This window comes from Chromobacterium sp. FG22 (genome assembly GCF_057809415.1).
Map to the genome: position 1 here is coordinate 138,178 of NZ_JBMDJX010000002.1, position 23,542 is coordinate 161,719.

Genomic DNA, 23,542 nt, shown 5'->3' on the forward strand with positions numbered 1-23,542 from the left:
TAGAACGCGTTTACGATCTCGCAAGCTAGAGCGAGACAAGGCGAAAACGGCTGAGAAAGCGGAGTGTACACACGGTACGAAGCGGTACTCACCGTGTGACGTCTGACGACGCGCAGCAGATCGTAAACAGGTTCTTAAGGCGAAGGCTGGCTGGAGCAGTCCAAAGGTTCGCCGCGCCAGGTGATACTGGCCTCGCGGCCCTTGATCCATAGTTCCAGCCCCGGCGCCGCGTAACGCGCGCCGCTGCCGCTCAGGCCCTGATGCAGAATGGCGGTGGAGCCGTTGTACTCCAGCTTCACCGTGGGCGGGTGGGTGCGATAGAAGGTGGCCAGCACGGTGCGGGTGGCGTTGCCCTTGCAGACATAGCGCAAGGGCGTCAGCGACGGCGCCAGCCCCCAGGCCGCCTGCAATTGGGTGATGCGCATGATGTAGACGTCGCCCAGACACATATGCATGTCCTCGGTCTTGACGCAGTCCTTCAGACTTTTGACCCAGCGGCGCTGCTCGGCGATCAGCTTGGCCTCGGCCCCCGGCCGGCCTTGCTGAGCCTGTTCCAGCGCCAGGGCGTAGACCTTTTCCAGCCGATTGTCCTGGCGGGTCAGGCTGTCGTCCTGGCACACCATGGCCTCCACCGGATTGCCCGGCTTTTCGCAATTGAAATCGGTCGCCGCCGGCGGATTGGCCTCCGCCGTGTCCTCTGCGATCCTGCCGCTCTCCGCCGCGCGGCCGTGGCCGCCTTCCGACCCGCCCTTGCCGGCGGCCAGCGCCAAGGCCGGACACAATATGATCAAGCCGACCAGCCTATGGGCGGATCCAGGCATACCGATTTCCTCTGAACTGCGTTATTCGCCGCCCATGCCGGGCGGACACATCAAAACAGGGCATCTCTCCGCCGCGGGCCGATGCGCTCAACCCCGGCGACGTGACAGCATGATACCAGTTCGCCCATTCGCATTTATTAATAATATCGGCCGTCAAAAAGGCTTTTCGCGGCTCAGGATTCCGTTGGAATGGATATGACAATGCCGCGACAAGTTCCCAAACCGACAATTTGAAGGTAAACTCCGGCCTCTCGCGCGCAATTCCAATCTTTGCGCGTCGCGCGCGCTTCATCCCGAAGCGCCCATCGCATCCCTAACTTTTTCCCGTCAGCCTGGATTGGTTCGCACATACTGCGATAGGCCGTCGCAGGAGCAAACATGTCCACACTCACCTTTGCCGACCTCGGTCTGGCCGAATCCCTGTTGCGCGCCGTCAGCGAAACCGGTTACACCACCCCCACCCCGATCCAGGCCCAAGCCATCCCGCAAGTGCTGCAAGGCGGCGATCTGCTGGCCGCGGCCCAGACCGGCACCGGCAAAACCGCCGGCTTCACCCTGCCCTTGCTGCAGCTGCTGATGGGCAAACCGTCCACCCAGCCGGGCCGTCCGCGTGCGCTGGTGCTGACGCCCACCCGCGAGCTGGCCGCTCAGGTGGAGGAGTCGGTGCAAACCTACGGCAAATACCTGCCGCTCAAATCCATGGTGATGTTCGGCGGCGTCAACATCAACCCGCAAACCCGCGAGCTGCGCAAGCCGCTGGACATCCTGGTGGCCACCCCCGGCCGCCTGCTGGACCACGCCGGCCAGCGCAACATCGATTTGTCCGGCGTTGAGATCCTGGTGCTGGACGAAGCCGACCGCATGCTGGACATGGGCTTCATCCACGACATCCGCAAAGTGCTGGCGCTGCTGCCGGCCAAGCGCCAGAACCTGCTGTTCTCCGCCACCTTCTCCGACGAGATCAAGAGCCTGGCCGATCGTCTGCTGGACAGCCCCAAGCTGGTGGAAGTGGCGCGCCGCAACACCACCAACGAGCTGGTGGATCAGAAGATCCACCTGGTGGACCGCGACCGCAAAACCGATCTGCTGATCCATCTGATCAAGGAACACAACTGGTTCCAGGCGCTGGTGTTCACCCGCACCAAGCACGGCGCCAACCGTCTGGCGGAAAAACTGGACAAGACCGGCATCCCCGCCGCCGCGATTCACGGCAACAAGAGCCAGAACGCGCGTACCCGCGCGCTGGCCGACTTCAAGAGCGGCGAATTGCAGGTGCTGGTCGCCACCGACATCGCCGCGCGCGGCCTGGACATCGACCAACTGCCGCACGTGGTCAACTTCGAACTGCCCAATGTGCCGGAAGACTACGTGCACCGCATCGGCCGCACCGGCCGCGCCGGCAGCAGGGGCGAGGCGGTGTCCCTGGTCTGCGTGGACGAGTTCAGCTTCCTGAAAGACATCGAGAAGCTCACCAAGCAATCGATCGAGCGCTTCGCGGTGCCGGGCTTCGAGGCCGATCTGTCGGTGAAGCCGGAACCCATCCCGATGGGCGGCGGCAACCGCCGCGGCCAGCCGCAACGCCAGGGTGGCGGCGGCAAACCGCGCCACCAGCCGGACAGCAAGCCCACCGGCCACGGCCATCGCTCGCCGGCGTCCAAGCCGCGCCAGGGTCAAGGACAGGGTCAGGCCAAAAACGCCACAAACGGCCAGCCGGGTCAGCGCTCGTCGCAAGGTCAGGGTCAGGGCCAGCGCGGCAAGCCCGCCTCCTCGCGTCCGAGCTCGGCGCTGTTCAGCCCGCCGAAAGGCCGCTAAGAACCAGTTCAGTCTGCTGTGCTTCGGCGATACGGCGTTGAAAACAAGCTCAAAATGCTCATGTACCACATGTACATTCCGCTTTTTCGCTTGTTTTCGCCTTGTCCCGCCCTTGCTCGCGAGACTTTGAACAGGCTCTAAGACCCGCTAACAAAACCCCTGATCCAGCGTTGCGCCTCCTTGTCGTACGACTAGTACTGCCTACGTCGGCGCGCCTTGGCTCAGGTTCTCTGCGAGGTTTTGTTAGCGGCTCTAAGCCCGCGCAAGCGGCGCCGCGCTTCTTCGCCGACCCCGCGGCGATGGAAGCGCTTTACGCCGGACGCCAAACCTGCCTACGATTCAGCAATAGGCCCTTGGGGCCGACAACAATATCGAGCGGAGACGGCGCGCGCCGCGCTCCGCACGGGCAGCACGCATGCCGCGCGCACAGATCGAGCAAGGATTCGGGGAAATGATGAGACTTCGCAGCTGGCTGCTGGGCAGCCTGGCTGTAGTCCTGCTGGCGGCAGCTCAGCCGCAGGCCGCGCCACGTCTGAAAATCACCCTGTCCAACCAGGAGTGGCCGCCCTATATGGGCAAGGAACTGCCGTACGACGGCATTTTGTCGCGTTTGGTCAAAGAGGCCTTCGCCCGCGCCAACGTCGACGTCGCCTTCCGTTACTACCCCAACAACCGCACGCTGCAATCGGCGCGCAACGGCACCGTGGACGGCAGCTTCGGCTGGGCGCCGACGCCGGAACGCAAGCAGGACCTGCTGTTCACCCAACCGGTGTTGCATGCGCGCATGGTGTTTTTCCAGCGCCGCAGCGCCAGTTTTCCCTGGAACGATCTGTCCAATCTGCGCCACGCACGGGTGGGCGTCACGGTCGGCAACTTCTATTCCGACGAGTTCAACCGGCAGGTCAAGGCCGGCCACCTGATTCCGGACATGGCGCCGGACGACGTCACCAATCTGCGCAAGCTGCTGGCCGGCCGCATCGACTTATTCCCCATCGACGTGGAAGTGGGCCAATACCTGATCGCCCGCAACTTCCAGCCGCGGCTGGCCCAGCAATTGGAGCCGCAGAGCAAATCGTTCTGGGTGGCGCCGCTGCACGTGGTGATCTGGCGCAAGCACCGCCAGGGCCCGGAGTTGGTGGAACGTTTCAATCGCGGCCTGAAGGCCTTGCAGGACAGCGGGGAGTTCGAGCGCATCGTGGCGGAGACCCGCGCCGCCAGCCTGGCCTACCACAAACCGATCAAGGCGCAGTGAAGCGAGAACGGCGCTAAGGCGCGTCCGCGCTGCTCAACACCACCGGCCGGCCGTGAAAATAGCCCTGGAACCAATGGAAGCCCAGCGCGCGGCAACGTTCGAACTGCTCGCGGCTGTCCACCTTTTCCGCCAGCAGGATGCCGTCGAAATCGCTCAATTGCGCCATCAGTTCCGGCAAGCGTTCCGCTTCCACCGCCGCCACGTCCACTTTGACGATGTCCACCAGCGGCAGCATCGCCGCCTGATCCGGCCCCAGGTGGATCACGTCGTCCAGCGCCAGGCGAAAGCCGCGCTGGCGCAACAAGGCCATGCGTTGCAGCAAGTCCTGGGTGACGGTCACCGTTTCCAGGATTTCCAACACCAGCCGCTCCGCCGGCAATTGGTCCAGGATGGGATCTTGCAACAAATCGGCGCTGGCGTTGATGAAGCCGGGGAACTGGCCCAACACATCCGCGCAGCCCAGCTCTCCGAAGGCGTTGCGCAGCACCTCGGCGCTGGCGAGCAGATCGTCGCGCACCAAGGCGAAATTGGCCGGGCTGGAACGGAACAATAGTTCATAGGCCACCAGCTGCTGCTGGCGGTCGACGATTGCCTGCCGGCCAAGATAACGTGAAGAATTAGGCATGCCGACGATACTACAGGATATTGCCGCCGCTGTTGGGCATCTCCTGCTGGTGCCGTCAAAAAATATGACAGCTTATGCCTGACCATCGTCATTAAATGCGGTAAGGTTGCAAATTACCCTCAAGTCAGCGAGTCCGCCATGTTGCCAACCCGACAAATTCCTCGCGAGGAGATCAAGGCGCTGCCGCTGTTCGCCGGCCTGACGCCGGAACAGGTGCGGCTGGCCGCCACGCCAGAGCTGGCCGCCGCCGCGTTGCGGGACCTGGCCGGCTGCGCGGAGCTGGGCTTCGACACCGAATCCCGCCCCACTTTCCACAAGGGCGAAAAACCGACCGGTCCCCACCTGGTCCAGCTGGCCTGCGACGACCGCGCCTGGCTGTTCCCGGTGCAGGACGGCCAGTGCGCGCCGGAGCTGAAAACCCTGCTGGAAGACCCTCAGCGGCTCTTGGTGGGCTTCGAGCTCAGTTCGGACCAGACGCTGCTGCAACAGCGGCTGGGCATCCGCTGCGGCCGGGTGCTGGACCTGGTTGACCACTTCTCCAGCGACGATGCGCGCATCACCGTCGGCGCGGTGCAGGCGGTGGCGCGGCTGTTCGGCCAGTACTTCCGCAAATCCAAGAAGCTGTCCACCACCAACTGGTCCAAACTGCCGCTGACGCCGGCGCAACAAGCCTACGCCGGCAACGACGCCTGGGTGGCGCTGCGGGTGTACCGCGAGCTGGACGCCCGCGGCGGTTTGCGGCGCGGCGGCTGAAGCCGCGCCGGAACATCAAGGCAGCCGCGTGATGCGGTTCAGCGCCGGCACCGCCACTGGCGAAGCGCTGGCGAAATAGCTCTCCAGCACATCCACGTCCACGCCGCCGCCCACCCGGTTGCTCCCCTGGGTCAGCACGGTGAAGCCGTCGCCGCCGCCGGCTATGAAGTTGTTGACCTGCACCCGGTAGCTGGCCTGCGGATCGATGGCCACGCCGTTGATCTTGATGCTGGCGATGTCCACCTTGGCGCCCGCCGGCGCCGACAGGCTCCAGCTATAGCTGAATCCCTTGGACACTTGCAGAATCTTGACCTTGGACGGATCGCTCCATTGCTGCTCCAGCAGCTGGTCGATCTGCGCGCCGCTCAGGGTCAGCGTGGTCATCACATTGCCGAAGGGCTGGGTGGTGAACAATTGGTTGTACGTCACAGCGCCGCCGACGCCGGGAAGGATGTCGGCGCGCACGCCGCCCGGATTCATGAAGGCCACCACCGCGCCCTGGGCGGCGCCGGCCGCCAATTGCGCGTCGGCCACCACGTCGCCCAGCACGGTTTCGCCGGCCGCGGACGGAGTGCGGTCCAGGGTGCCCGCCGCCTGGCCCACCACGCGGTTGGCCACCGGGGCCACCAAGTCCTTGTACAGCTTGACCAGATTGCTGACCGAGGCCAGCGGCGCGATGTCGCGCGCCACCACCCGGTTCTGCGCCTGGATGGAGCCGGGCTTGACGTCGCGGGTGGCCGGGTCCAGCACGAAGTCGATCTCGGTGAACAACTGACCGTAGTTCTTGGCGCTGGTCACCCGGCGGCCGTCGATCACGCAGTTGTAGGCCTGATGGGTGTGGCCGGTGACCACCAGCTTCACCGCCGGGTCCAGCTTCTTGACGATGTCGACGATGGGGCCGGACACGCCGTTGCATTCATTGAAATTGCCGCTTTGATAGCCGCCCTCGTGCACCACCACCACCACGGCGGACACGCCCTGACGTTTCAGTTGCGGAATCAGCTGGTTCACCGTGGCCGCCTCGTCCTGGAAGCTCAGCCCCTTGATGCCGTCCGGCGACACGATTTCCGGCGTGCCTTTCAGCGTCATGCCGATGAAGGCCACCGGGATGCCGCCGAACTTCTTGATCTCGTAAGCGGGGAACAAGGTGCCGCCGTCGCTTTTCTTGACGTTGGCCGCCAGAAACTTGAACTTGGCGCCGGCGAACTTGCCGTTCTGGCAGGAGGTGGTGGGCGCGCCCGTCTTGCAGCCGCCGTTCTGCATGCGCAGCAATTCCTGCTGGCCGTCGTCGAACTCATGGTTGCCGACGGCGTTGAGGTCCAGGCCCAGCAGATTCATCGCCTCGATGGTGGGCTCGTCGTGGAACAGGCCGGACACCAGCGGGCTGGCGCCGATCAGATCACCGGCCGACACCACCACGGTGTTGGGCGATTTGGCGCGCAGCGATTGCACCCAGGCCGCCAGGTAATCAACGCCGCCGGCGTTGATCTTGATCGTCTTGCTCGGGTCGGCCGGATCCGGCACCGTCAGTTGGCCCGGCATGTCCAGATTGCCGTGGAAATCGTTGAAGGCGATCATCTTCACCGCCACCGGCTGGCGCGAGACGCCGGTGTTCTGGTCGCCCGGCCCCCAGCCGCCGGAGCCGGCGGAACAGCCGAACAGCGCCAGGCTCGCCGCCAGGCACAGGCTCATGGTTTTCAGTTTCACGAAACGCATCCTTGTCTTGTTTGTTGTCGCGCGCGCCGGCGCTGCCGGCCGCGACCGAATGAGGAGACGTCCGTCCACTGCCATGGACCGCGATAGACGCTCCGATCGCGCGCACTATAGCAAAACAAAATGACAAAGAGTTAAAACTTTCGTGATGCGAAGCAAACCGCCATGCGGCCTCAGTCGGCGCGCGGCTCCGCCTCCAGCGCCGCCAGCGCGTCCGCGGTGTTGAGATTGGGAAAGAGATGGTCGAAGCCGACTTCGACATGGTTAAGACCGGCCAGCCAACCGCGGATGGAACGGCCGCCGCCGGCCAGATAGGCGGCCAGTCCGGCGCGGAGGCCGGGCCCCAGCGCCAGTAGGCTGGGATGCCAGCCTTCGCGGTCGCGCGCGCTGGCGGCCTGGCGGCCGTTCGCCACTTCCGCCAGCAGCCGGCGCGAGAAATCGGCCGGCAGCCGCACCGCGTCGCAAGGCATCACCAGCCAGACCCCGCCGTCCTCGCGCTCCAAGGCCGCCAGCACCCCGGCCAGCGGCCCCGGATAATCCGGCAGGCTGTCCGGCAGCAGCGGGCAGCCAAAGCCGGCGTACACGTCCAGATTGCGATTGGCCGAGATCCACACCCGTTCGGGCGGCGGCGTCTGCGCGGACAAGGCGGACAAGGCGTGCGCCAGCAGCGGCCGCCCGGACAATATCGCCAGGCCCTTGTCGACGCCGCCCATGCGCGTGGCGCGGCCGCCGGCCAGAATCAGCGCCTGGTGGCTCATTGCCAGCGTTCCGCCGCCTGGGCGTCGCTGTGTTTGGCCTCCACCCAGCGCTCGCGGCCGTCCGCCAGGATTTCCTTTTTCCAGAACGGCGCGTCCTGCTTCAGATAGTCCATCAGGAATTCCGCGGCGGCGAAGGCGTCGCGGCGGTGGCTGCTGGCCACCGCCACCAGCACGATGGGCTCGCCCAGCGCCAGCCGCCCCACGCGATGGATGACGGTGGCCGCCTGCAGCGGCCAACGCCGGCGCGCTTCCTCCACGATGGCCTCCAAGGCCTTTTCGGTCATGCCCGGATAATGCTCCAGCTCCAGCGCCGTCACATCGCGGCTGTCGCCGTAATCGCGCACCAGCCCGCTGAAGCTGACCACCGCACCGCAGGCCGGGTTGCCGGACAGCGCGTCGATTTCCACGCCGGCGCTGAAACGCTGCGGCTGCACCCGCACCGTGAACGCGTCCATGCTCATCCTCCGGTCACCGGCGGAAACACCGCCACTTCGTCGCCGTCGTTCAGAACGGAGTCCAACCGCGCCATCTGCTGGTTCACCGCCACGCGGAACACCCGGTCGGCGGCCAGTTCCCGCGACCAGGCCTCGCCGCGCAGCCGCAACTCCACCAACAGTTCCTCCACCGTGGCCGCGTCGCTGTCCAAATGTTCGCTCTCCAGGCCGAACTCGTCCCGCAAGCGGGCAAAATACAAAAGATTCAGTTTCATCGCCTGCCTCTGCGCAGTTGAGCGGATACCGCAGTGTAAGCAATCCGCGCCGGGCCTCCAATACGTCAAGGTGGCTAGGCGCCCGCCCGCAAAAAAGCCCGCTCGCGGCGGGCTGATCCAAGAAGAAGAACTTGGCCTTACTTGACGATCTGCGCCAGCTCGCCCTTCAGGTATTTATTGGCCATGGCGTCCAGGTTGATCGCCTTGATCTTGCTGGCCTGACCGGCGGAGCCGAAGGCTTCGTAGCGGGCGATACAGATGTCGCGCATCGCGTCGGTGGACACTTTCAGGTATTTGCGCGGATCGAACTCGGCCGGATGCTGGGCCAGGAAGCGGCGGATGGCGCCGGTGGAGGCCAGGCGCAGGTCGGTGTCGATATTGACCTTGCGCACGCCGTGCTTGATGCCTTCCACGATCTCTTCCACCGGCACGCCGTAGGTTTCGCCCAGATCGCCGCCGAACTCGTTGATGATCTGCAGCCATTCCTGCGGCACGCTGGAGGAGCCGTGCATCACCAGGTGGGTGTTGGGGATGCGGGCGTGGATTTCCTTGATGCGGTCGATGCGCAGCACGTCGCCGGTGGGCTTCTTGCTGAATTTGTAAGCGCCGTGGCTGGTGCCGATGGCGATGGCCAACGCGTCCACGCCGGTGTCCTTGACGAACTGGGCGGCCTCTTCCGGATCGGTCAGCAGCTGGCTGTGGTCCAGCACGCCTTCGGCGCCCACGCCGTCTTCTTCGCCGGCCATGCCGGTTTCCAGGCTGCCCAGGCAGCCGATCTCGCCTTCCACCGACACGCCGCAGGCGTGGGCGAAATTAACCACGGTGCGGGTCACGTCCACGTTGTAGGCGTAATCGGCCGGGGTCTTGCCGTCGCTTTTCAGCGAGCCGTCCATCATCACCGAGGAGAAGCCGAGCTGGATAGAACGCTGGCACACGTCCGGGCTGGTGCCGTGGTCCTGGTGCATCACCACCGGGATGTGCGGAAACTCTTCCACCGCGGCCAGGATCATGTGGCGCAGGAAGGGCGCGCCGGCGTATTTGCGCGCGCCGGCGGAGGCCTGCACGATCACCGGGGCGTTCACCTTGTCGGCGGCCTCCATGATGGCGCGCATCTGCTCCAGGTTGTTGACGTTGAAGGCCGGCAGGCCGTAGCCGAATTCCGCTGCGTGGTCCAGCAGCTGACGCATGGAAACGAGAGCCATGGTGTTCAATCTCCGCAAACTGCTCCGCCGGGGCGGAGCATGGTTGGCGCCCGGACCGCGCGGCGGCCCGAGGCGAATTCATCAATTCAGTGTCTGGACACGCCGGACAACAACAGGCCGGCGCCGACGAAAGCGCCGCCGGACACTTTGTTGACCAGCTTGAGGCGCCGCGCGCTGTTCAGCCAGCCGGCCAAACGCGCGCCGCCGCCGGCGTAAGCCAGCTGCCAGGACGCCTCGATCACGTAAAACGTCGCCGCCAGGATCGCCAACTGCGGCCCCTGCGGCTGCTGCGCGTTCATGAACTGCGGGAACAGCGCGGTAAAAAAGATAAAGGCCTTGGGATTGCTCATCGCCACCAGAAAGCCGGTGCGGAACATGCCCCAGGGCGTGTGCTTGCCGGCCGCCGCCTCGCGGATTTCCTCCACCGGCTGCGGCTGGCTGCGCCAGGTCTTGATCCCCAGATAGATCAAATACGCGGCACCGGCGTATTTTACCAAGGAAAACAGCAGTTCGGAGGTGGCCAGCACCGCGCCCAGTCCGGCGGCGGAGCCGAACATGATCAAACCCAGCGCCGTCATCAGGCCAAGACAAGTCATCAGCGTGCGCCGCACCCCGTAGTGAATGCCGTGGGTCATCGCCAGCAGCATATTGGGGCCGGGCGTGGCCGAGACGAAAAACACGGTGGTGACGAACAGCAACCAGGTATTGAGCGACATGGATATCTCCGGCGGGTGGGCCATCAGAATGAAACGGCGGCGAATACGCCAGTGTAACGCAAGCCATTCATCCCGATAGCCTTTTTCCCTTCAGCCCGCGCGCTCGCCCAGGATGGCCACCGCCGGCAGCTCCTTGCCTTCCAGGAACTCCAGGAAGGCGCCGCCGCCGGTGGAGATGTAGCTGATGTCGTCGGTGATGCCGTACTTGGCGATGGCGGCCAGGGTGTCTCCGCCGCCGGCGATGGAGAAGGCCGGCGAGGCCGCGATGGCCTGGGCCAGGGTCTTGGTGCCGCCGCCGAACTGCTCGAACTCGAACACGCCCACCGGGCCGTTCCACACCACGGTGCCGGCCTGGGCGATGATGGCGGCCAGCGCCTGCGCGGAATCCGGGCCGATGTCCAGAATCATGTCGTCGGCCTCCACCTCCGCCGCGCTCTTGGTCACGGCGGCGGCGGTTTCGGCGAACTCCTTGGCGCAGACCACGTCAGCCGGCAACGGCACATCGCCGCCGCGGGCGCGAATCTTGGCGATCACTTTTTTGGCCTCGTCCACCAGCTCGGCTTCGGCCAGCGATTTGCCTATGGCCTTGCCCTCGGCCAGCAAGAAGGTGTTGGCGATGCCGCCGCCCACGATCAACTGGTCCACCTTGTCGGCCAGCGATTCCAGAATGGTCAGCTTGGTGGACACCTTGGAGCCGGCGACAATGGCCACCAGCGGCCGCGCCGGCGCTTGCAAGGCCTTGCCCAGCGCTTCCAGCTCGGCGGAGAGCAGCACGCCGGCGCAGGCGGCCGGCGCGAACTGGGCCACCGCGTGGGTGGAGGCTTCGGCGCGGTGGGCGGTGCCGAAGGCGTCGTTGACGAACACGTCGCACAAGGCGGCGTAGGCGCGGCCCAGGTCGGCGTTGTTCTTTTTCTCGCCCTTGTTCAGGCGCACGTTTTCCAGCATCGCCACTTCGCCGGGCGCCACGCTGAGGCCGGACTGCCAGTCCGCCACCAGGCGCACCGGCTTGCCCAGCAAGCCGGACAGGCGCTCCACCACCGGCGCCAGGCTGTCTTCCGGCTTGGGCTCGCCCTCGGTGGGGCGGCCCAGATGGGTCATCAGGATCACGCCGGCGCCGGCCTTCAGGCACAGCTCGATGGACGGCAGGCTGGCGCGGATGCGGGTATCGTCGCCGATAACGCCGTTTTTCACCGGCACGTTCATGTCCACGCGGATCAGCACGCGCTTGCCGGCCAGGGCCTGTTCGGAAAGTTTATTGAATTTCATCGTTCGCTCGCTCGGGTTTGGATTCGCTTGTCGATTGATTCATCGGCGCAGGCTCCGGCTTGGCGCCGGGGCGGCCGCATTTTTTGCAGTACGGAAAAAAGGCGAAATTGCGCGCGCCGCAGTCGCAGCCGCGGAACAGCTGCAGGCCACAGTGCACGCAGTAATCGGCGTCGTCGCCGGCAATATTGTATTGATGGTCGCAGGACGGGCAAGTTTTCTTCTGGTAGGCGCCCAAGGCCTGGGCGTAGGCCACGTGGCGCGCGCGCTCGCTCTGGCTTTGCTGCAGCTCGGCGCGCTTTTTCTCGGCGTAGCGCTGGAAGGCCTGAATCATGCGCAGGCCGGCGAACACCGTCAGCGCGATGCCGACGGCCAGCCGCACATAGCCGCCGAAATTGGGCAGATAGGGCAGCAGTTCGACGAAGAAGGCGAACAGCGCGAACAGGCCGAAGCCGTAAACGAAGAACCAGTAGCGATGCGTCCGATAGCGGCTGAACAGCCATACCGCCAGCAAGAGCAGCGGCAAGATCACCGCCAGCCGCAGCAGGAAGACTTTCAACTCGAAACGCTGGTAGGCCTGCTGGTAACGGTCCTGGGCGACGGCATCCACCCGGGCGATCTCTTCTTGCAGCGTTTGCCGGCTCCGCTCCAGCGCGCGCAGGCCGTCGCTCGCCCGGTCTTCCTTCTGCTGCCATTGCAGGATCTGCGCCTGCAGGGCGTCCAGTTCCCGAGTGCGGCGGCTGACTTCGGCGCTTTGCTGCGGATCGGCGCTGGCGGCGCGGCTGGCCAGCCAGTTGGCCAGGCCCTTGCGCTGAGTCTGGTAATTGCGCTCCAGCTGCTCGCGGGTGGCGCCGAGGTTTTCCAGCTGGGCGCGCTGCGCGTCGTTCTGGCGCTGCAAGACCTGCTGCCGCTGCCGCAGCGGCTCGATGCCGGCCTGCTGTTGCAGCGTTTCCAGCTGCGGCGGGCCGCCGTCCGGCACGTAGAACAGATCGCGGATCACCAATTCGCCCAGATTGGACAGAAAGCCGGCGAACACCAAAGCCACCAGCCAGGAGGCCAGCCGGACCCATTTTTCCGGGCGGGACAATGCTTGGTTCTGTCGCATGCTGCTCTCCTGTGACGGCGGTTCAGCGGGGGGCGATATCGGCGATCGCCCGGCAAGTGTATGCCAAAAAAACGGCCCTACCTTAACACCAATCAAATGCCGGTGGATGTAGCGCCCGCGCTAGCGGACGCAAAAAATCCGGGCCGGCAACGCATGCCGGCCCGGATTTCCTGGATCACTTCGTCGTCAGCAAGCGAACATCGCGCGCGCGGTGCGCAGCATCTGGCAGCTGAAACCCCATTCATTGTCGTACCAGGCCAGCACTTTCACCATATTGCCGCCGGTCACCTTGGTCAGCGTGGAGTCGAAGGTGGAGGCTTCCTCGGTGTGGTTGAAGTCGCCGGACACCAGCGGCAGGGTGTTGTAGCCCAGGATGCCCTTCATCGCGCCGTTGGACGCTTCCTTCAGGATGTCGTTGACCTCGTCCTTGGTGGTGTCGCGCGCGGCGCTGAACGTCAGGTCCACCAGCGACACGTTGATGGTGGGCACGCGCACCGAGAAACCGTCCAGCTTGCCCTTCAGCTCCGGCAACACCAGGCCCACGGCCTTGGCCGCGCCGGTCTTGGTCGGAATCATATTGTCGGTGGCGGAGCGGGCGCGGCGCAGGTCCTTGTGCTTGACGTCGGTCAGCACCTGGTCGTTGGTGAAGGCGTGGATGGTGGTCATCAGGCCTTTCTTGATGCCGATGGCCTGGTGCAGCGCCTTGGCCACCGGGGCCAGGCAGTTGGTGGTGCAGCTGGCGTTGGACACCACGGTCATTTCCGGCTTCAGCACGTCGTGATTGACGCCGTAAACGATGGTGGCGTCGACATCGTCGCCGCCCGGCGCGGAAATCAGCACCTTCTTGGCGCCAGCGTCCAGGTGGGCCTGGCATTTTTCCTTGCTGGTGAAGGCGCCGGTGCATTCCAGCACCAGATCCACGTCCAGCGCTTTCCACGGCAGTTCCGCCGGGTTGCGGGTGCTGAAGAACGGGATTTTGTCGCCGTTCAGGATCAGGTGGGCGTCGTCCTGCTCGACCTCGCCGGGGAAACGGCCGTGCACGGTGTCGAACTTGGTCAGGTGGGCATTGATGTTGAGATCGCCGGTGGCGTTGACGGCCACTACTTTGAAATCGTCATGCAGCTGGTTTTCGTAGATGGCGCGCAGTACCTGGCGGCCGATGCGGCCGTAACCATTGATGGCGATGCGGATAGTCATGCTTCTAAATCTCCTGGGGACGATCCGGAGCGCCCGGTTTCCCGGCCGGCGCTCCGCGTGTTGTGTAGTGCGTCCACTACATGAAACGGCGAACAAAAGGCCATTGCTTTCGCAATGGCCTGTCTTTACATCACAGCAGCGCTTTGGTCTTGGCCACTACATTGTCGACGGTGAAGCCGAAGGCCTGGAACAGCTGCGGGGCCGGGGCGGATTCGCCGAAGTGGTCGATGCCGACCACATCGCCGTCCAGGCCCACGTATTTGCGCCAGAAGTCCGGGTGGCCGGCTTCGATCGCCAGCCGCGGCAGGCCCGCCGGCAGCACGCTGTCGCGCCAGGCCTTGTCCTGTCGGTCGAACACATTGGTGCACGGCATGGACACCACGCGCACGGCGACGCCTTCCGCCGCCAGCGCCTCCTGCGCCTTCAGCGCCAGTTCCACTTCGGAACCGGTGGCGATCAGCACCGCGCGGGCGCCGGCGGCGTCGCGCAGCACATAGCCGCCCTTCTGGATGGCGGCCAGCTGCGCCGCGTCGCGGGCGACGAAGGGCAGGTTCTGGCGGCTCAGCACCATGCTGCTCGGCGTGGTCTTCTGCTCGACGGCGTGCGCCCAGGCCGCCGCGGTTTCGGCGGTGTCGCACGGACGCCAGGTGTGGTGGTTGGGGATGTAGCGCAGCGTGGCCACTTGCTCCACCGGCTGGTGGGTGGGGCCGTCTTCGCCCAGGCCGATGGAATCGTGGGTGAACACGAAGATCGGGTTGATCTTCATCAGCGAAGCCATGCGCAAGGCGTTGCGCGCGTATTCGCTGAACATCAGGAAGGTGCCGCCGTACGGACGCAGGCCGCCGTGCAGGGTCATGCCGTTCATGATGGCGGCCATGCCGAACTCGCGCACGCCGTAGCTGATGTAGTTGCCCTGGCCGTCGCGGTCAATCCACTTGGAGCCGGACCAGTTGGTCAGGTTGGAGCCGGTCAGGTCGGCGGAACCGCCGACGAATTCCGGCAGCGCCGGCGACAGCGCTTCCAGCGCGATCTGGCTGGCCTTGCGGGTGGCCACGGTCTGGGCGGCGTCGGCGATCTTGGCCAGCGCGGCGGCCTTGGTCTCTTCCCAGCCGGACGGCAATTCGCCGCTCATGCGGCGGCTGAATTCGGCGGCCAGTTCCGGGAAAGCGGCGCGGTAGGCGTCGAAGCGCTTGTTCCATTCGATCTCGGCCAGCGCGCCCTTGTCGCGCGCGCTCCACTCGGCGTAGATCTCGGCCGGGATCTCGAACGGCGCGTGCGGCCAGTTCAGGCCTTCGCGCGCGGCGGCGATTTCGGCCGCGCCCAGCGGCGCGCCGTGACAATCGTGGCTGCCTTGCTTGGTGGGCGCGCCAAAACCGATGGTGGTCTTGCAGCAGATCAGCGTCGGACGCGCGCTTTCCTTTTGCGCGGTGGCGATGGCGGTGGCCACTTCCACCGGATCGTGGCCGTTGACGTTCTTGATCACCTGCCAGCCGTAGGCTTCGAAGCGGGCCGGGGTGTCGTCGGTGAACCAGCCTTCCACATGACCGTCGATGGAGATGCCGTTGTCGTCCCAGAAGGCGATCAGCTTGTTGAGCCCCCAGGTGCCGGCCAGCGAGCAGGCTTCGTGGCTGATGCCCTCCATCAGGCAGCCGTCGCCCAGGAAGGCGTAAGTGTGGTGGTCTACGATTTGATGACCGTCGCGGTTGAACTGCGACGCCAGCATTTTCTCGGCCAGCGCCATGCCCACCGCGTTGGTGATGCCCTGGCCCAGCGGGCCGGTGGTGGTTTCAATGCCGGGAGCGTAGCCGTATTCGGGATGGCCGGGAGTCTTGGAGTGAAGCTGACGGAACTGCTTGAGGTCTTCGATGGAGAGGTCGTAACCGGTGAGGTGCAACAGGCTGTAGATCAACATGGAACCGTGACCGTTGGACAGCACGAAGCGGTCGCGGTCTGGCCAGTTGGGATTGGCCGGGTTGTGTTTCAGGTGATCGCGCCACAATACTTCCGCGATGTCTGCCATCCCCATCGGGGCGCCGGGGTGACCGGATTTGGCTTTTTCAACGGCATCCATGGACAGGAAACGGATGGCGTTGGCAAGCTCGGTACGGGTGACCATTTCGGGAAAACCTCAAGACTTGTGTGGAAACCGGGACGACGGCCGCGCCATCCGAACATGCCTCCGGCATGGACCAACCGTCGCAAAATCATGGAATTATCGCCGATTTTCACCATTGGCGGCAACCGCCCCGCCGCGCGGAATACCGCTGCGGCATGAAGGGGCATGAAAAATAGCCGGATGCGGCCGTTTTGCAAGATAATGCCCAGGCCGGCATAAAATGCATTTTGAATCAAAAGCCTGCGAGCGACTCCGCGCCGGGTTCCGCCGATGACGAATGGGCAGAATGCGCGACGGACGCGCTGGCAGGGAAACCCGCGACGCAAATCGCTGTCAGTCTGGCTCTGTCTTTAGCCGCGAAAAAAAACGAACCGGCCGACGCGGCCAAGCGCCGCCGGCTCGATCGCCACAACCTTTTTGGAGATTTCGATGCAATCATTCGATGCCCTACCCGCTCCGCGCAAAGTCGCTTTCGGACGCGGCTGGCGCTGGATCGTGGAGGCCTTTTACATCGTCCGCCAGCAGCCGCTGACCTGGGTCCTGCTGGCGCTGGCCTATCTGGTGATCAATTTCATCGTCAACATGATCCCCTTGCTGGGCGGCCCGCTGTCCTTCTTCCTGGCGCCGGTGTTCGCCGCCGGCTTCATCCTGGCGGCGAAGAAATGCGAGCAGGGCTCGGAGCTGGAACTGGGCGATCTGTTCGCCGGTTTCAAGACCGCGCTGCGGCCGCTGATCAATGTGGGCATGCTCTACCTGGCCATCCTGATCGTCATCGGCGTGGCGCTGGGCCTGTTGATGGGCGCGATGGGCGTGAGCGTGGCCAAGAGCGATCCCAACGCGATCCCGGTGATCGCCGGCCCCATCGCGCTGTTCGCCTTCATCGGCAGCGTGGCCATCTTCCTGGTCAGCCTGGCTTACTGGTTCGCGCCGGCGCTGGTGACGCTGAACCAAGCCGGCCCGTGGCAAGCGATCCGCACCAGCTTGCAAGCCGGCCTCGCCAACTGGGGCGCGGTGCTGGTCAGCGGCCTGATGCTGGCGGTGCTGGCCTTCATCGCGATGATTCCGCTGGGTCTGGGCCTCTTGCTCTGGTTCCCGGTGCTGTACGTGACCGCCTACACCGGCTGGAAGGATATCTTCGGCCAATCCGCGGCGCCGGCGCGGCCGGACGAGCCGGTGGTGTTCTAAAGGCCGTTGAATAAGAAAAGCCCGCCGTCAGGCGGGCTTTTTTTTGCGGCGGCGGCTGCGCTTACAGCGAGGGCAGCAGGCCGGCTTCGACGAAGCGGTTGTAAGAGCCGCTGGCCACCAGCGCGGCGGCTTTCTCGATGTCCGGCGCGAAGTAGCGGTCCTTGTCGTAGAAGCTCACCTGTTCGCGCAGCTCGGCCTTGGCCGCTTCCAGCTTGGCCGAGGTCTTGTGCGGCGCGCGGAAGTCCACGCCCTGGCAGGCGGCCAGCAATTCCACCGCCAGGATGCCGGCGGTGTTGCCGGCCATGTCGCGCAGACGGCGGCCGGCGAAAGTGGCCATGGACACGTGGTCTTCCTGGTTGGCCGAGGTGGGCAGGCTGTCCACCGAGGCCGGGTGCGCCAGCGATTTGTTTTCCGAAGCCAGGGCCGCGCCGGTGACCTGGGCGATCATGAAGCCGGAGTTGACCCCGCCGTTGTTGACCAGGAAGGGCGGCAGCTTGGACAGATTGCTGTCGATCAGCAGCGCCATCCGGCGTTCGGACAGCGAACCGATTTCGGCCAGCGCCAGCGCCAGATTGTCGGCGGCGAAAGCCACCGGCTCGGCGTGGAAGTTGCCGCCGGACAGGATGTCGTTGTCGGCGGCGAACACCAGCGGGTTGTCGGACACCGAGTTGGCCTCCACCGTCAGCACCGCGGCGGCCTGGCGGATCTGGGTCAGGCAGGCGCCCATCACTTGCGGCTGACAGCGCAGCGAATACGGGTCCTGCACCTTGCCGCAGTTCTCGTGCGAGCCCTCGATCTCGCTATGCTCCAGCAGATCGCGGTAGATGCGGGCGGCGTCGATCTGGCCGGCGTGGCCGCGCACCGCGTGGATGCGCTCGTCGAACGGGGTGCGGCTGCCCAGCGCGGCTTCCACCGACAGCGCGCCGGCCACCGAAGCCGAGGCGTACAGGTCTTCGGCGGCGAACAGGCCTTCCAGCGCGAAGGCGGTGGACGCCTGAGTGCCGTTCAGCAAGGCCAGGCCTTCCTTGGGCGCCAGGGTGATGGGTTCCAGGCCGGCGGAGCGCATCGCCACCGCGCCCGGCACGCGGGTGCCGTTGACGAAGGCTTCGCCCTCGCCGATCAGCACCGCGCTCATATGCGACAGCGGCGCCAGATCGCCGGACGCGCCCACCGAGCCCTTCTGCGGGATCACCGGATAGATGCGCTGGTTGAACAGGGTGATCAGCGCCTCGATCACCAGCCGGCGGATGCCGGAAAAACCGCGCGCCAGCGAGTTGATCTTCAAGGCCATCACCAGGCGCACCGTGGATTCGTCCATCGGCGCGCCGATGCCGGCGGCGTGGGACAGCACGATGGAGCGCTGCAACAGCTCCAGCTCTTCCGGCGCGATGCGGGTATTGGCCAACAGACCGAAACCGGTGTTGATGCCGTAGGCGGTGCGGCCTTCGGACAGCACCCGCGCCACGGTGGCGGCGGAGGCGTCGATGCCGGCGTGGCTGGACGGGTCCAGATGCAGTTGCAGATCGGTTTCACGTGAAACGCGGCGCAGCTCGGCCAGGCTGAGCGTGCCGGGAACGATGTTCAATACCATCTTGAGATTCTCCTTCTAAAGCGTTTGCAGCGCCGCTTGCCGCGGTGAGCGCTGGTCTTGTGTTATCGCGCCCTGCCGACAAGCGGCTTGAATGTTCCGGCGAGCCCGCGCCCGCCGGACAGAAAACCTTGCGCCGCGCCTTTAGGCGGCGTCGCGCCGAGCCTCCGCCTCCGCGCCGGGCGCCAGCACCCGGCTCCACAGGAAGTGGCCGGCCACCACCAGCGCCACCCAAGCGGCGCCCACCAGCAGCGCGGAGCGGGTATCCTCGAAGTAACCGAGCACGCCGATCACGAACAGCATGAACCCTATCGCCGCCAGCGGCGCGTACGGCCAGAACGGCACCGGGAATTTCAGCTCCGCCGCCTGCTCCTTGCTCATCTGGCGACGCATCGCCACCTGAGACAGCAGAATCATCAGCCATACCCACACCGTGGCGAAGGTGGCGATGGAGGCGATCAGCAGGAACACGTCCTTGGGCATCAGGTAGTTGAGCACCACGCCCAGCAGCAAGGCGGCAGCCATCACCAGCACCGTCATCCACGGCACGCCGTTGGCCGACAGCTTGGCGAAGCTTTGCGGTGCCTGGCCCTGACGCGCCATGCCGTACAACATGCGGCCGGCGCCGAAGATGTCGCTGTTGATCGCCGAAATCGCCGCCGAGATCACCACCGCGTTCAGAATGTGGGCGGCGGCGGGAATGCCCAGGCTTTCGAAAATCTGCACGAAGGGGCTGCCCTGGCTGCCGATCTTCGGCCACGGGAAGATGGACATCAGCACGGTCAGCGTCAGCACGTAGAACAACAGGATGCGCACCGGCACCGCGTTGATCGCGCGCGGGATGGTGCGCTGCGGATCCTGCGCCTCGCCGGCGGAAATGCCGATGATCTCGATGCCGCCGAAGGCGAACATCACCACCGCCAGCGAGGCGATCACCCCGCCCCAGCCATTGGGCATGAAGCCTCCGTGCGACCATAAATTATGCAGGCCGCTGGCCTCGGCGCTGCCGAAGCCGAACAGGATGATGGCCACGCCGCCTATGATCATCGCGATAATGGCCCCCACCTTGACGATGGACAGCCAGAACTCCATCTCGCCGAACACCTTGACGCTGCACAGGTTCAAGGCGCCGATGAAGAAGATGATGCTCAGCACCCAGACCCAGCGGTCCACTTCCGGAAACCACAAACTCATATAGATGCCGAAGGCGGTCACGTCGGCCAGGCAGACGATGATCATCTCGAAAGCGTAGGTCCAGCCGGTGATCACCCCGGCCAAGGGGCCCAGGTAGCTGGTGGCGTAATGGCCGAAGGAACCGGCCACCGGATTGTGCACCGCCATTTCGCCCAGCGCGCGCATCACCATGTAAACGGCGGCGCCGCCGATCAAATAGGCCAGCAATACCGCCGGACCGGCCATCTGTATCGCCGCCGCCGAACCGTAGAACAAGCCGGTGCCGATGGCCGACCCCAGCGCCATGAAACGGATGTGACGGGCGGACAGGCCGCGCGTCAGTGTTTGTGTTTGCATCTCTCTCCTCCTGGGCATGGCTGCGCTTGCCGACCGAACGCGGATGCGCCCGCTACGCCGCATCCCGCGGCCCGGCATGTTTCGTTGAGCAACCCAGCGCCGGCAAACTGTAGAGCCAGCGTGGGCGGATCACAAGACCAAGACGCGGAAAGAGCGGCCGGTCATGACGAAGCAATGCGGACTGCGGGCGCGAACGCGCCGGTGCGTCTCAGTGGACGGGCAAGAACAACATGACCGTTTTTTTCCTTTGCAAGACGATTGCCAGCCCCGCCGCTTATTTGTACAAGCTTGTCGTGCGGGACCGCGGATCCGGGCCCTCCCGGATGCCGCCAGCCGCCGCCGGCGTGAGCGCGGCGGCGTTCCTACATTCAGAACAGGTTTACGATCTTGCGCGCTAGAGCGGGACAAGGCGTTGCGGCTGAAGACACGGAATGGTCATATGGCACATGAGCATTCTGAAACGGCTTTCAACGCCCTTTTCCATCTATCCTGCCGACGCGCAGCTGATCGTAAACAGGTTCTCAGCGCTTCAGCATCGGCAGGTCCAGCCCTTGCTCGCGCGCGCAGTGCTCGGCGATCTCGTAGCCGGCGTCGGCGTGACGCATCACCCCGGTGCCCGGATCGTTGCGCAGCACGCGGCCCACGCGCTTGGCCGCGGCGTCGCTGCCGTCGCAGACGATGACCACGCCGGAATGCTGGGAGAAGCCCATGCCCACGCCGCCGCCGTGATGCAGCGACACCCAGGTGGCGCCGCCGGCGGTGTTGAGCAAGGCGTTCAGCAGCGGCCAGTCCGACACGGCGTCGGAGCCGTCCTTCATGCTTTCGGTCTCGCGGTTGGGCGAGGCCACCGAGCCGGAGTCCAGATGGTCGCGGCCGATCACGATGGGGGCTTTCAATTCGCCGTTCTTGACCATCTCGTTGAAGGCCAGGCCCAGACGGGCGCGGTCTTGCAGGCCCACCCAGCAGATGCGCGCCGGCAAGCCCTGGAAGCTGATGCGCTCCTTGGCCATGTCCAGCCAGTTATGCAGATGCGGATCGTCCGGGATCAGCTCCTTGACCTTCTGGTCGGTCTTGTAGATGTCTTCCGGATCGCCGGACAGCGCTACCCAACGGAAGGGGCCGATGCCCTCGCAGAACAGCGGACGCACATAGGCGGGCACGAAGCCGGGGAAGTCGAAGGCGTTGGCCACGCCCTCTTCCAGCGCCATCTGGCGGATGTTGTTGCCGTAGTCCAGCGTGGCGGCGCCGCGTTCTTGCAAAGTCAGCATCGCGCGCACCTGCGCCGCCATAGATTTCTTGGCGGCGGCGGTGATTTCGGCGCCGGAGGTCTTCTGCTTGGCGCGCCATTGCTCCACGGTCCAGCCCTGCGGCAGATAGCCGTGCACCGGGTCGTGGGCCGAGGTCTGGTCGGTGACCACGTCCGGGGTGATGCCGCGCGCCACCAGCTCCGCGAACACGTCGGCTGCGTTGCCCAGCAAGCCCACCGACACCGCCTTGCCGCTGTGCTTGGCCTCGTCGATGATGGCCAGCGCCTCGTCCAGGGTCTTGGCCTTGCGGTCCACATAGCGGGTTTTCAGGCGGAAATCGATGCGGGTCTCGTCGCATTCGACGGCGATCATGCTGAAGCCGGCCATGGTGGCGGCCAGCGGCTGGGCGCCGCCCATGCCGCCCAGACCGCCGGTCAGGATCCAGCGGCCTTGCGGCTTGCCGTCAAAATGCTGATTGGCGACGGCGAAGAAGGTTTCGTAAGTCCCCTGCACAATGCCTTGCGAGCCGATGTAGATCCAGGAGCCGGCCGTCATCTGGCCGTACATCATCAGGCCCTTCTTATCCAGCTCGTTGAAGTGCTCCCAGTTGGCCCAGTGCGGCACCAGATTGGAGTTGGCGATCAAGACGCGCGGCGCGTCGGCGTGGGTCTTGAACACGCCCACCGGCTTGCCGGACTGCACCAGCAGGGTTTCGTCGTCCTCCAGACGCTTGAGCACGTCCAGGATGGTGTCGTAGCACTTCCAATCGCGGGCGGCGCGGCCGATGCCGCCGTACACCACCAGGCTTTGCGGGTGCTCGGCCACTTCCGCGTCCAGATTGTTCTGGATCATGCGGTAGGCGGCCTCGGTCAGCCAGCTCTTGCAAGTCAATTCGCTGCCGCGCGGCGCGCGGATGTGGCGGGTCGGATCAAAACGCGGGTCGGACATCGGTATTCTCCTTTGTAGGCCCGCCGCCGGTTGTGGCCCGGCGGGCGGGGAATGACGCTATCGCTATCAACGGGTTCAGGGCTGTTTCAGATGCCGGCCTATGCTCCACGCCAGCCGGGCGGCGGTTTTGGCGCCGTGGCTGTCGATGTCGAAGGCCGGGTTCAGTTCCACCAGGTCGGCGGCCGCCAATTTGCCGCTTTCGGCCAGACGCCGGACCAGGGCCTCGACCACGGGCAGCGCCACCCCCATGGCGGCGGGGGCGGAAACCGCCGGCATCACGCTGGCGGGCAATACATCCAGATCTATGGTCAGGTAGACGATGTCCACCTGATCGACGAAGGCCATCATCGCGCTGCGCACCGTGGACAAGGTGTCCAGCGTCATATCGCTGTCCAGCGTCCACTTGACGCCGAGCGCGCGGGCGCGGGCGAACAAGGCCTGGGTGTTGGACGGCTCGGCCACGCCCAGGCACAGATAATGGAAGGGCCGGCCGGCCTGCGCGCAGTCGGCGGCGATCTGGGCGAACGGGGTGCCGGAGGTGGCTTCGGCCGCTTCGCGGATGTCGAAATGGGCGTCGAAATTGACGATGCCTATTACCTTGTCCGGATGCGCGGCCGCCAGTCCGCGCCAGGTGCCGTAGGCGGTTTCGTGGCCGCCGCCCAGCACCAGCGGAAAGTGGCCGTCGGCGCGCAGCCGGCGCACCTGCTCGCCCAAGCGCGCCTGCGCGGCGTCCAGGTCGCCGTCGGCGCAGGCCACGTCGCCGGCGTCGCACAAGGGCAAGGCCTGATGCCAGGCCAGATTGGCCAGCGCCTTGCGGATCGCCGTCGGGCCGGCGGCGGCGCCGACGCGGCCCTGATTGCGGCGCACGCCCTCGTCGCAGGAGAAACCGACGATGCCGACGCCCGGCTCCAGCCCGGCGGCGTAGGGACGCGCCAGCTGATGCCAGCGCCGCGCCAGATCGCCCTCGCCGGCGTCGACCCGGCCGCTCCAAACACTCATGTC

20 protein-coding genes are annotated in these 23,542 nt (G+C 65.4%); 4 read left to right on the forward strand and 16 right to left on the reverse strand.

What is annotated here, in order from left to right; all coding sequences use genetic code 11:
• Positions 1-134: 134 nt before the first annotated feature.
• Positions 135-821: an MliC family protein gene (locus ACODSD_RS02745; RefSeq protein ID WP_107801284.1), complete on the reverse strand. Its 687-nt coding sequence runs from the start codon at positions 819-821 to the stop codon at positions 135-137.
• A gap of 378 nt (positions 822-1,199) precedes the next feature.
• Here ACODSD_RS02745 and ACODSD_RS02750 point away from each other — a divergent pair, with 378 nt between their 5' ends.
• Positions 1,200-2,633, forward strand: a complete 1,434-nt coding sequence (locus ACODSD_RS02750) for a DEAD/DEAH box helicase (protein WP_488876735.1) — start codon at positions 1,200-1,202, stop codon at positions 2,631-2,633.
• A gap of 451 nt (positions 2,634-3,084) precedes the next feature.
• Positions 3,085-3,885, forward strand: coding sequence for a substrate-binding periplasmic protein (locus tag ACODSD_RS02755; protein WP_199225955.1), 801 nt, complete (start codon positions 3,085-3,087; stop codon positions 3,883-3,885).
• Between the two features lie 13 nt (positions 3,886-3,898).
• Here the strand turns inward: ACODSD_RS02755 and ACODSD_RS02760 are convergent, their stop codons facing one another.
• Positions 3,899-4,510, reverse strand: a complete 612-nt coding sequence (locus tag ACODSD_RS02760) for an EAL and HDOD domain-containing protein (RefSeq protein WP_107801286.1) — start codon at positions 4,508-4,510, stop codon at positions 3,899-3,901.
• Between the two features lie 138 nt (positions 4,511-4,648).
• Here ACODSD_RS02760 and ACODSD_RS02765 point away from each other — a divergent pair, with 138 nt between their 5' ends.
• Entirely contained in the window at positions 4,649-5,263 is a 615-nt protein-coding gene (locus tag ACODSD_RS02765) for a 3'-5' exonuclease (protein ID WP_227105838.1), read from the forward strand.
• A 15-nt stretch (positions 5,264-5,278) separates the two neighbouring features.
• Here the strand turns inward: ACODSD_RS02765 and ACODSD_RS02770 are convergent, their stop codons facing one another.
• The 10 genes from ACODSD_RS02770 to tkt form a co-directional block, all read right to left on the reverse strand.
• Positions 5,279-6,970, reverse strand: a complete 1,692-nt coding sequence (locus tag ACODSD_RS02770; RefSeq protein WP_488876736.1) for a bifunctional metallophosphatase/5'-nucleotidase — start codon at positions 6,968-6,970, stop codon at positions 5,279-5,281.
• 179 nt (positions 6,971-7,149) lie between these two features.
• Positions 7,150-7,734, reverse strand: coding sequence for a molybdenum cofactor guanylyltransferase MobA (gene mobA, locus ACODSD_RS02775; RefSeq protein ID WP_488876737.1), 585 nt, complete (start codon positions 7,732-7,734; stop codon positions 7,150-7,152).
• The gene (gene moaE, locus ACODSD_RS02780; protein WP_107801290.1) at positions 7,731-8,189 is read right to left on the reverse strand and encodes a molybdopterin synthase catalytic subunit MoaE; all 459 of its coding nucleotides are present in this window, start codon (positions 8,187-8,189) and stop codon (positions 7,731-7,733) included. Before moaE ends, mobA begins: the two co-directional genes overlap by 4 nt.
• Positions 8,190-8,191: 2 nt before the next feature.
• The gene (gene moaD, locus ACODSD_RS02785; RefSeq protein WP_488876738.1) at positions 8,192-8,443 is read right to left on the reverse strand and encodes a molybdopterin converting factor subunit 1; all 252 of its coding nucleotides are present in this window, start codon (positions 8,441-8,443) and stop codon (positions 8,192-8,194) included.
• 137 nt (positions 8,444-8,580) lie between these two features.
• Positions 8,581-9,645, reverse strand: a complete 1,065-nt coding sequence (gene fba, locus ACODSD_RS02790) for a class II fructose-bisphosphate aldolase (protein WP_107801293.1) — start codon at positions 9,643-9,645, stop codon at positions 8,581-8,583.
• Between the two features lie 86 nt (positions 9,646-9,731).
• Positions 9,732-10,361 carry a LysE family translocator gene (locus tag ACODSD_RS02795; protein ID WP_107801294.1) on the reverse strand — a complete coding sequence of 210 codons (630 nt, stop codon included), beginning with the start codon at positions 10,359-10,361 and terminating at the stop codon, positions 9,732-9,734.
• A 90-nt stretch (positions 10,362-10,451) separates the two neighbouring features.
• Positions 10,452-11,627, reverse strand: a complete 1,176-nt coding sequence (locus ACODSD_RS02800; protein ID WP_488876739.1) for a phosphoglycerate kinase — start codon at positions 11,625-11,627, stop codon at positions 10,452-10,454.
• Positions 11,614-12,729 (reverse strand): serine endopeptidase, encoded by a 1,116-nt coding sequence (locus tag ACODSD_RS02805; RefSeq protein WP_227105846.1) that lies wholly within the window; start codon positions 12,727-12,729, stop codon positions 11,614-11,616. The genes ACODSD_RS02800 and ACODSD_RS02805 overlap by 14 nt, the downstream gene beginning before the upstream one ends.
• A 186-nt stretch (positions 12,730-12,915) precedes the next feature.
• Complete coding sequence (gene gap / locus ACODSD_RS02810; protein ID WP_048408492.1) at positions 12,916-13,926, reverse strand: type I glyceraldehyde-3-phosphate dehydrogenase; 1,011 nt, start codon at positions 13,924-13,926, stop codon at positions 12,916-12,918.
• Between the two features lie 130 nt (positions 13,927-14,056).
• Complete coding sequence (gene tkt / locus ACODSD_RS02815; RefSeq protein WP_227105848.1) at positions 14,057-16,042, reverse strand: transketolase; 1,986 nt, start codon at positions 16,040-16,042, stop codon at positions 14,057-14,059.
• A gap of 429 nt (positions 16,043-16,471) precedes the next feature.
• On the opposite strand from tkt, the gene ACODSD_RS02820 reads away from it, so the two are divergent.
• Entirely contained in the window at positions 16,472-17,227 is a 756-nt protein-coding gene (locus tag ACODSD_RS02820) for a BPSS1780 family membrane protein (protein WP_488876740.1), read from the forward strand.
• Between the two features lie 61 nt (positions 17,228-17,288).
• Here the strand turns inward: ACODSD_RS02820 and hutH are convergent, their stop codons facing one another.
• The 4 genes from hutH to hutG form a co-directional block, all read right to left on the reverse strand.
• Entirely contained in the window at positions 17,289-18,818 is a 1,530-nt protein-coding gene (hutH, locus tag ACODSD_RS02825) for a histidine ammonia-lyase (RefSeq protein ID WP_107801298.1), read from the reverse strand.
• A gap of 141 nt (positions 18,819-18,959) precedes the next feature.
• A complete protein-coding gene (locus tag ACODSD_RS02830; RefSeq protein ID WP_107801299.1) occupies positions 18,960-20,345 on the reverse strand; it encodes an amino acid permease in 1,386 nt (461 codons plus the stop codon).
• Between the two features lie 521 nt (positions 20,346-20,866).
• Entirely contained in the window at positions 20,867-22,540 is a 1,674-nt protein-coding gene (gene hutU, locus ACODSD_RS02835) for a urocanate hydratase (RefSeq protein WP_107801300.1), read from the reverse strand.
• A 75-nt stretch (positions 22,541-22,615) separates the two neighbouring features.
• The gene (gene hutG / locus ACODSD_RS02840; protein WP_227105852.1) at positions 22,616-23,539 is read right to left on the reverse strand and encodes a formimidoylglutamase; all 924 of its coding nucleotides are present in this window, start codon (positions 23,537-23,539) and stop codon (positions 22,616-22,618) included.
• Positions 23,540-23,542: the final 3 nt, after the last annotated feature.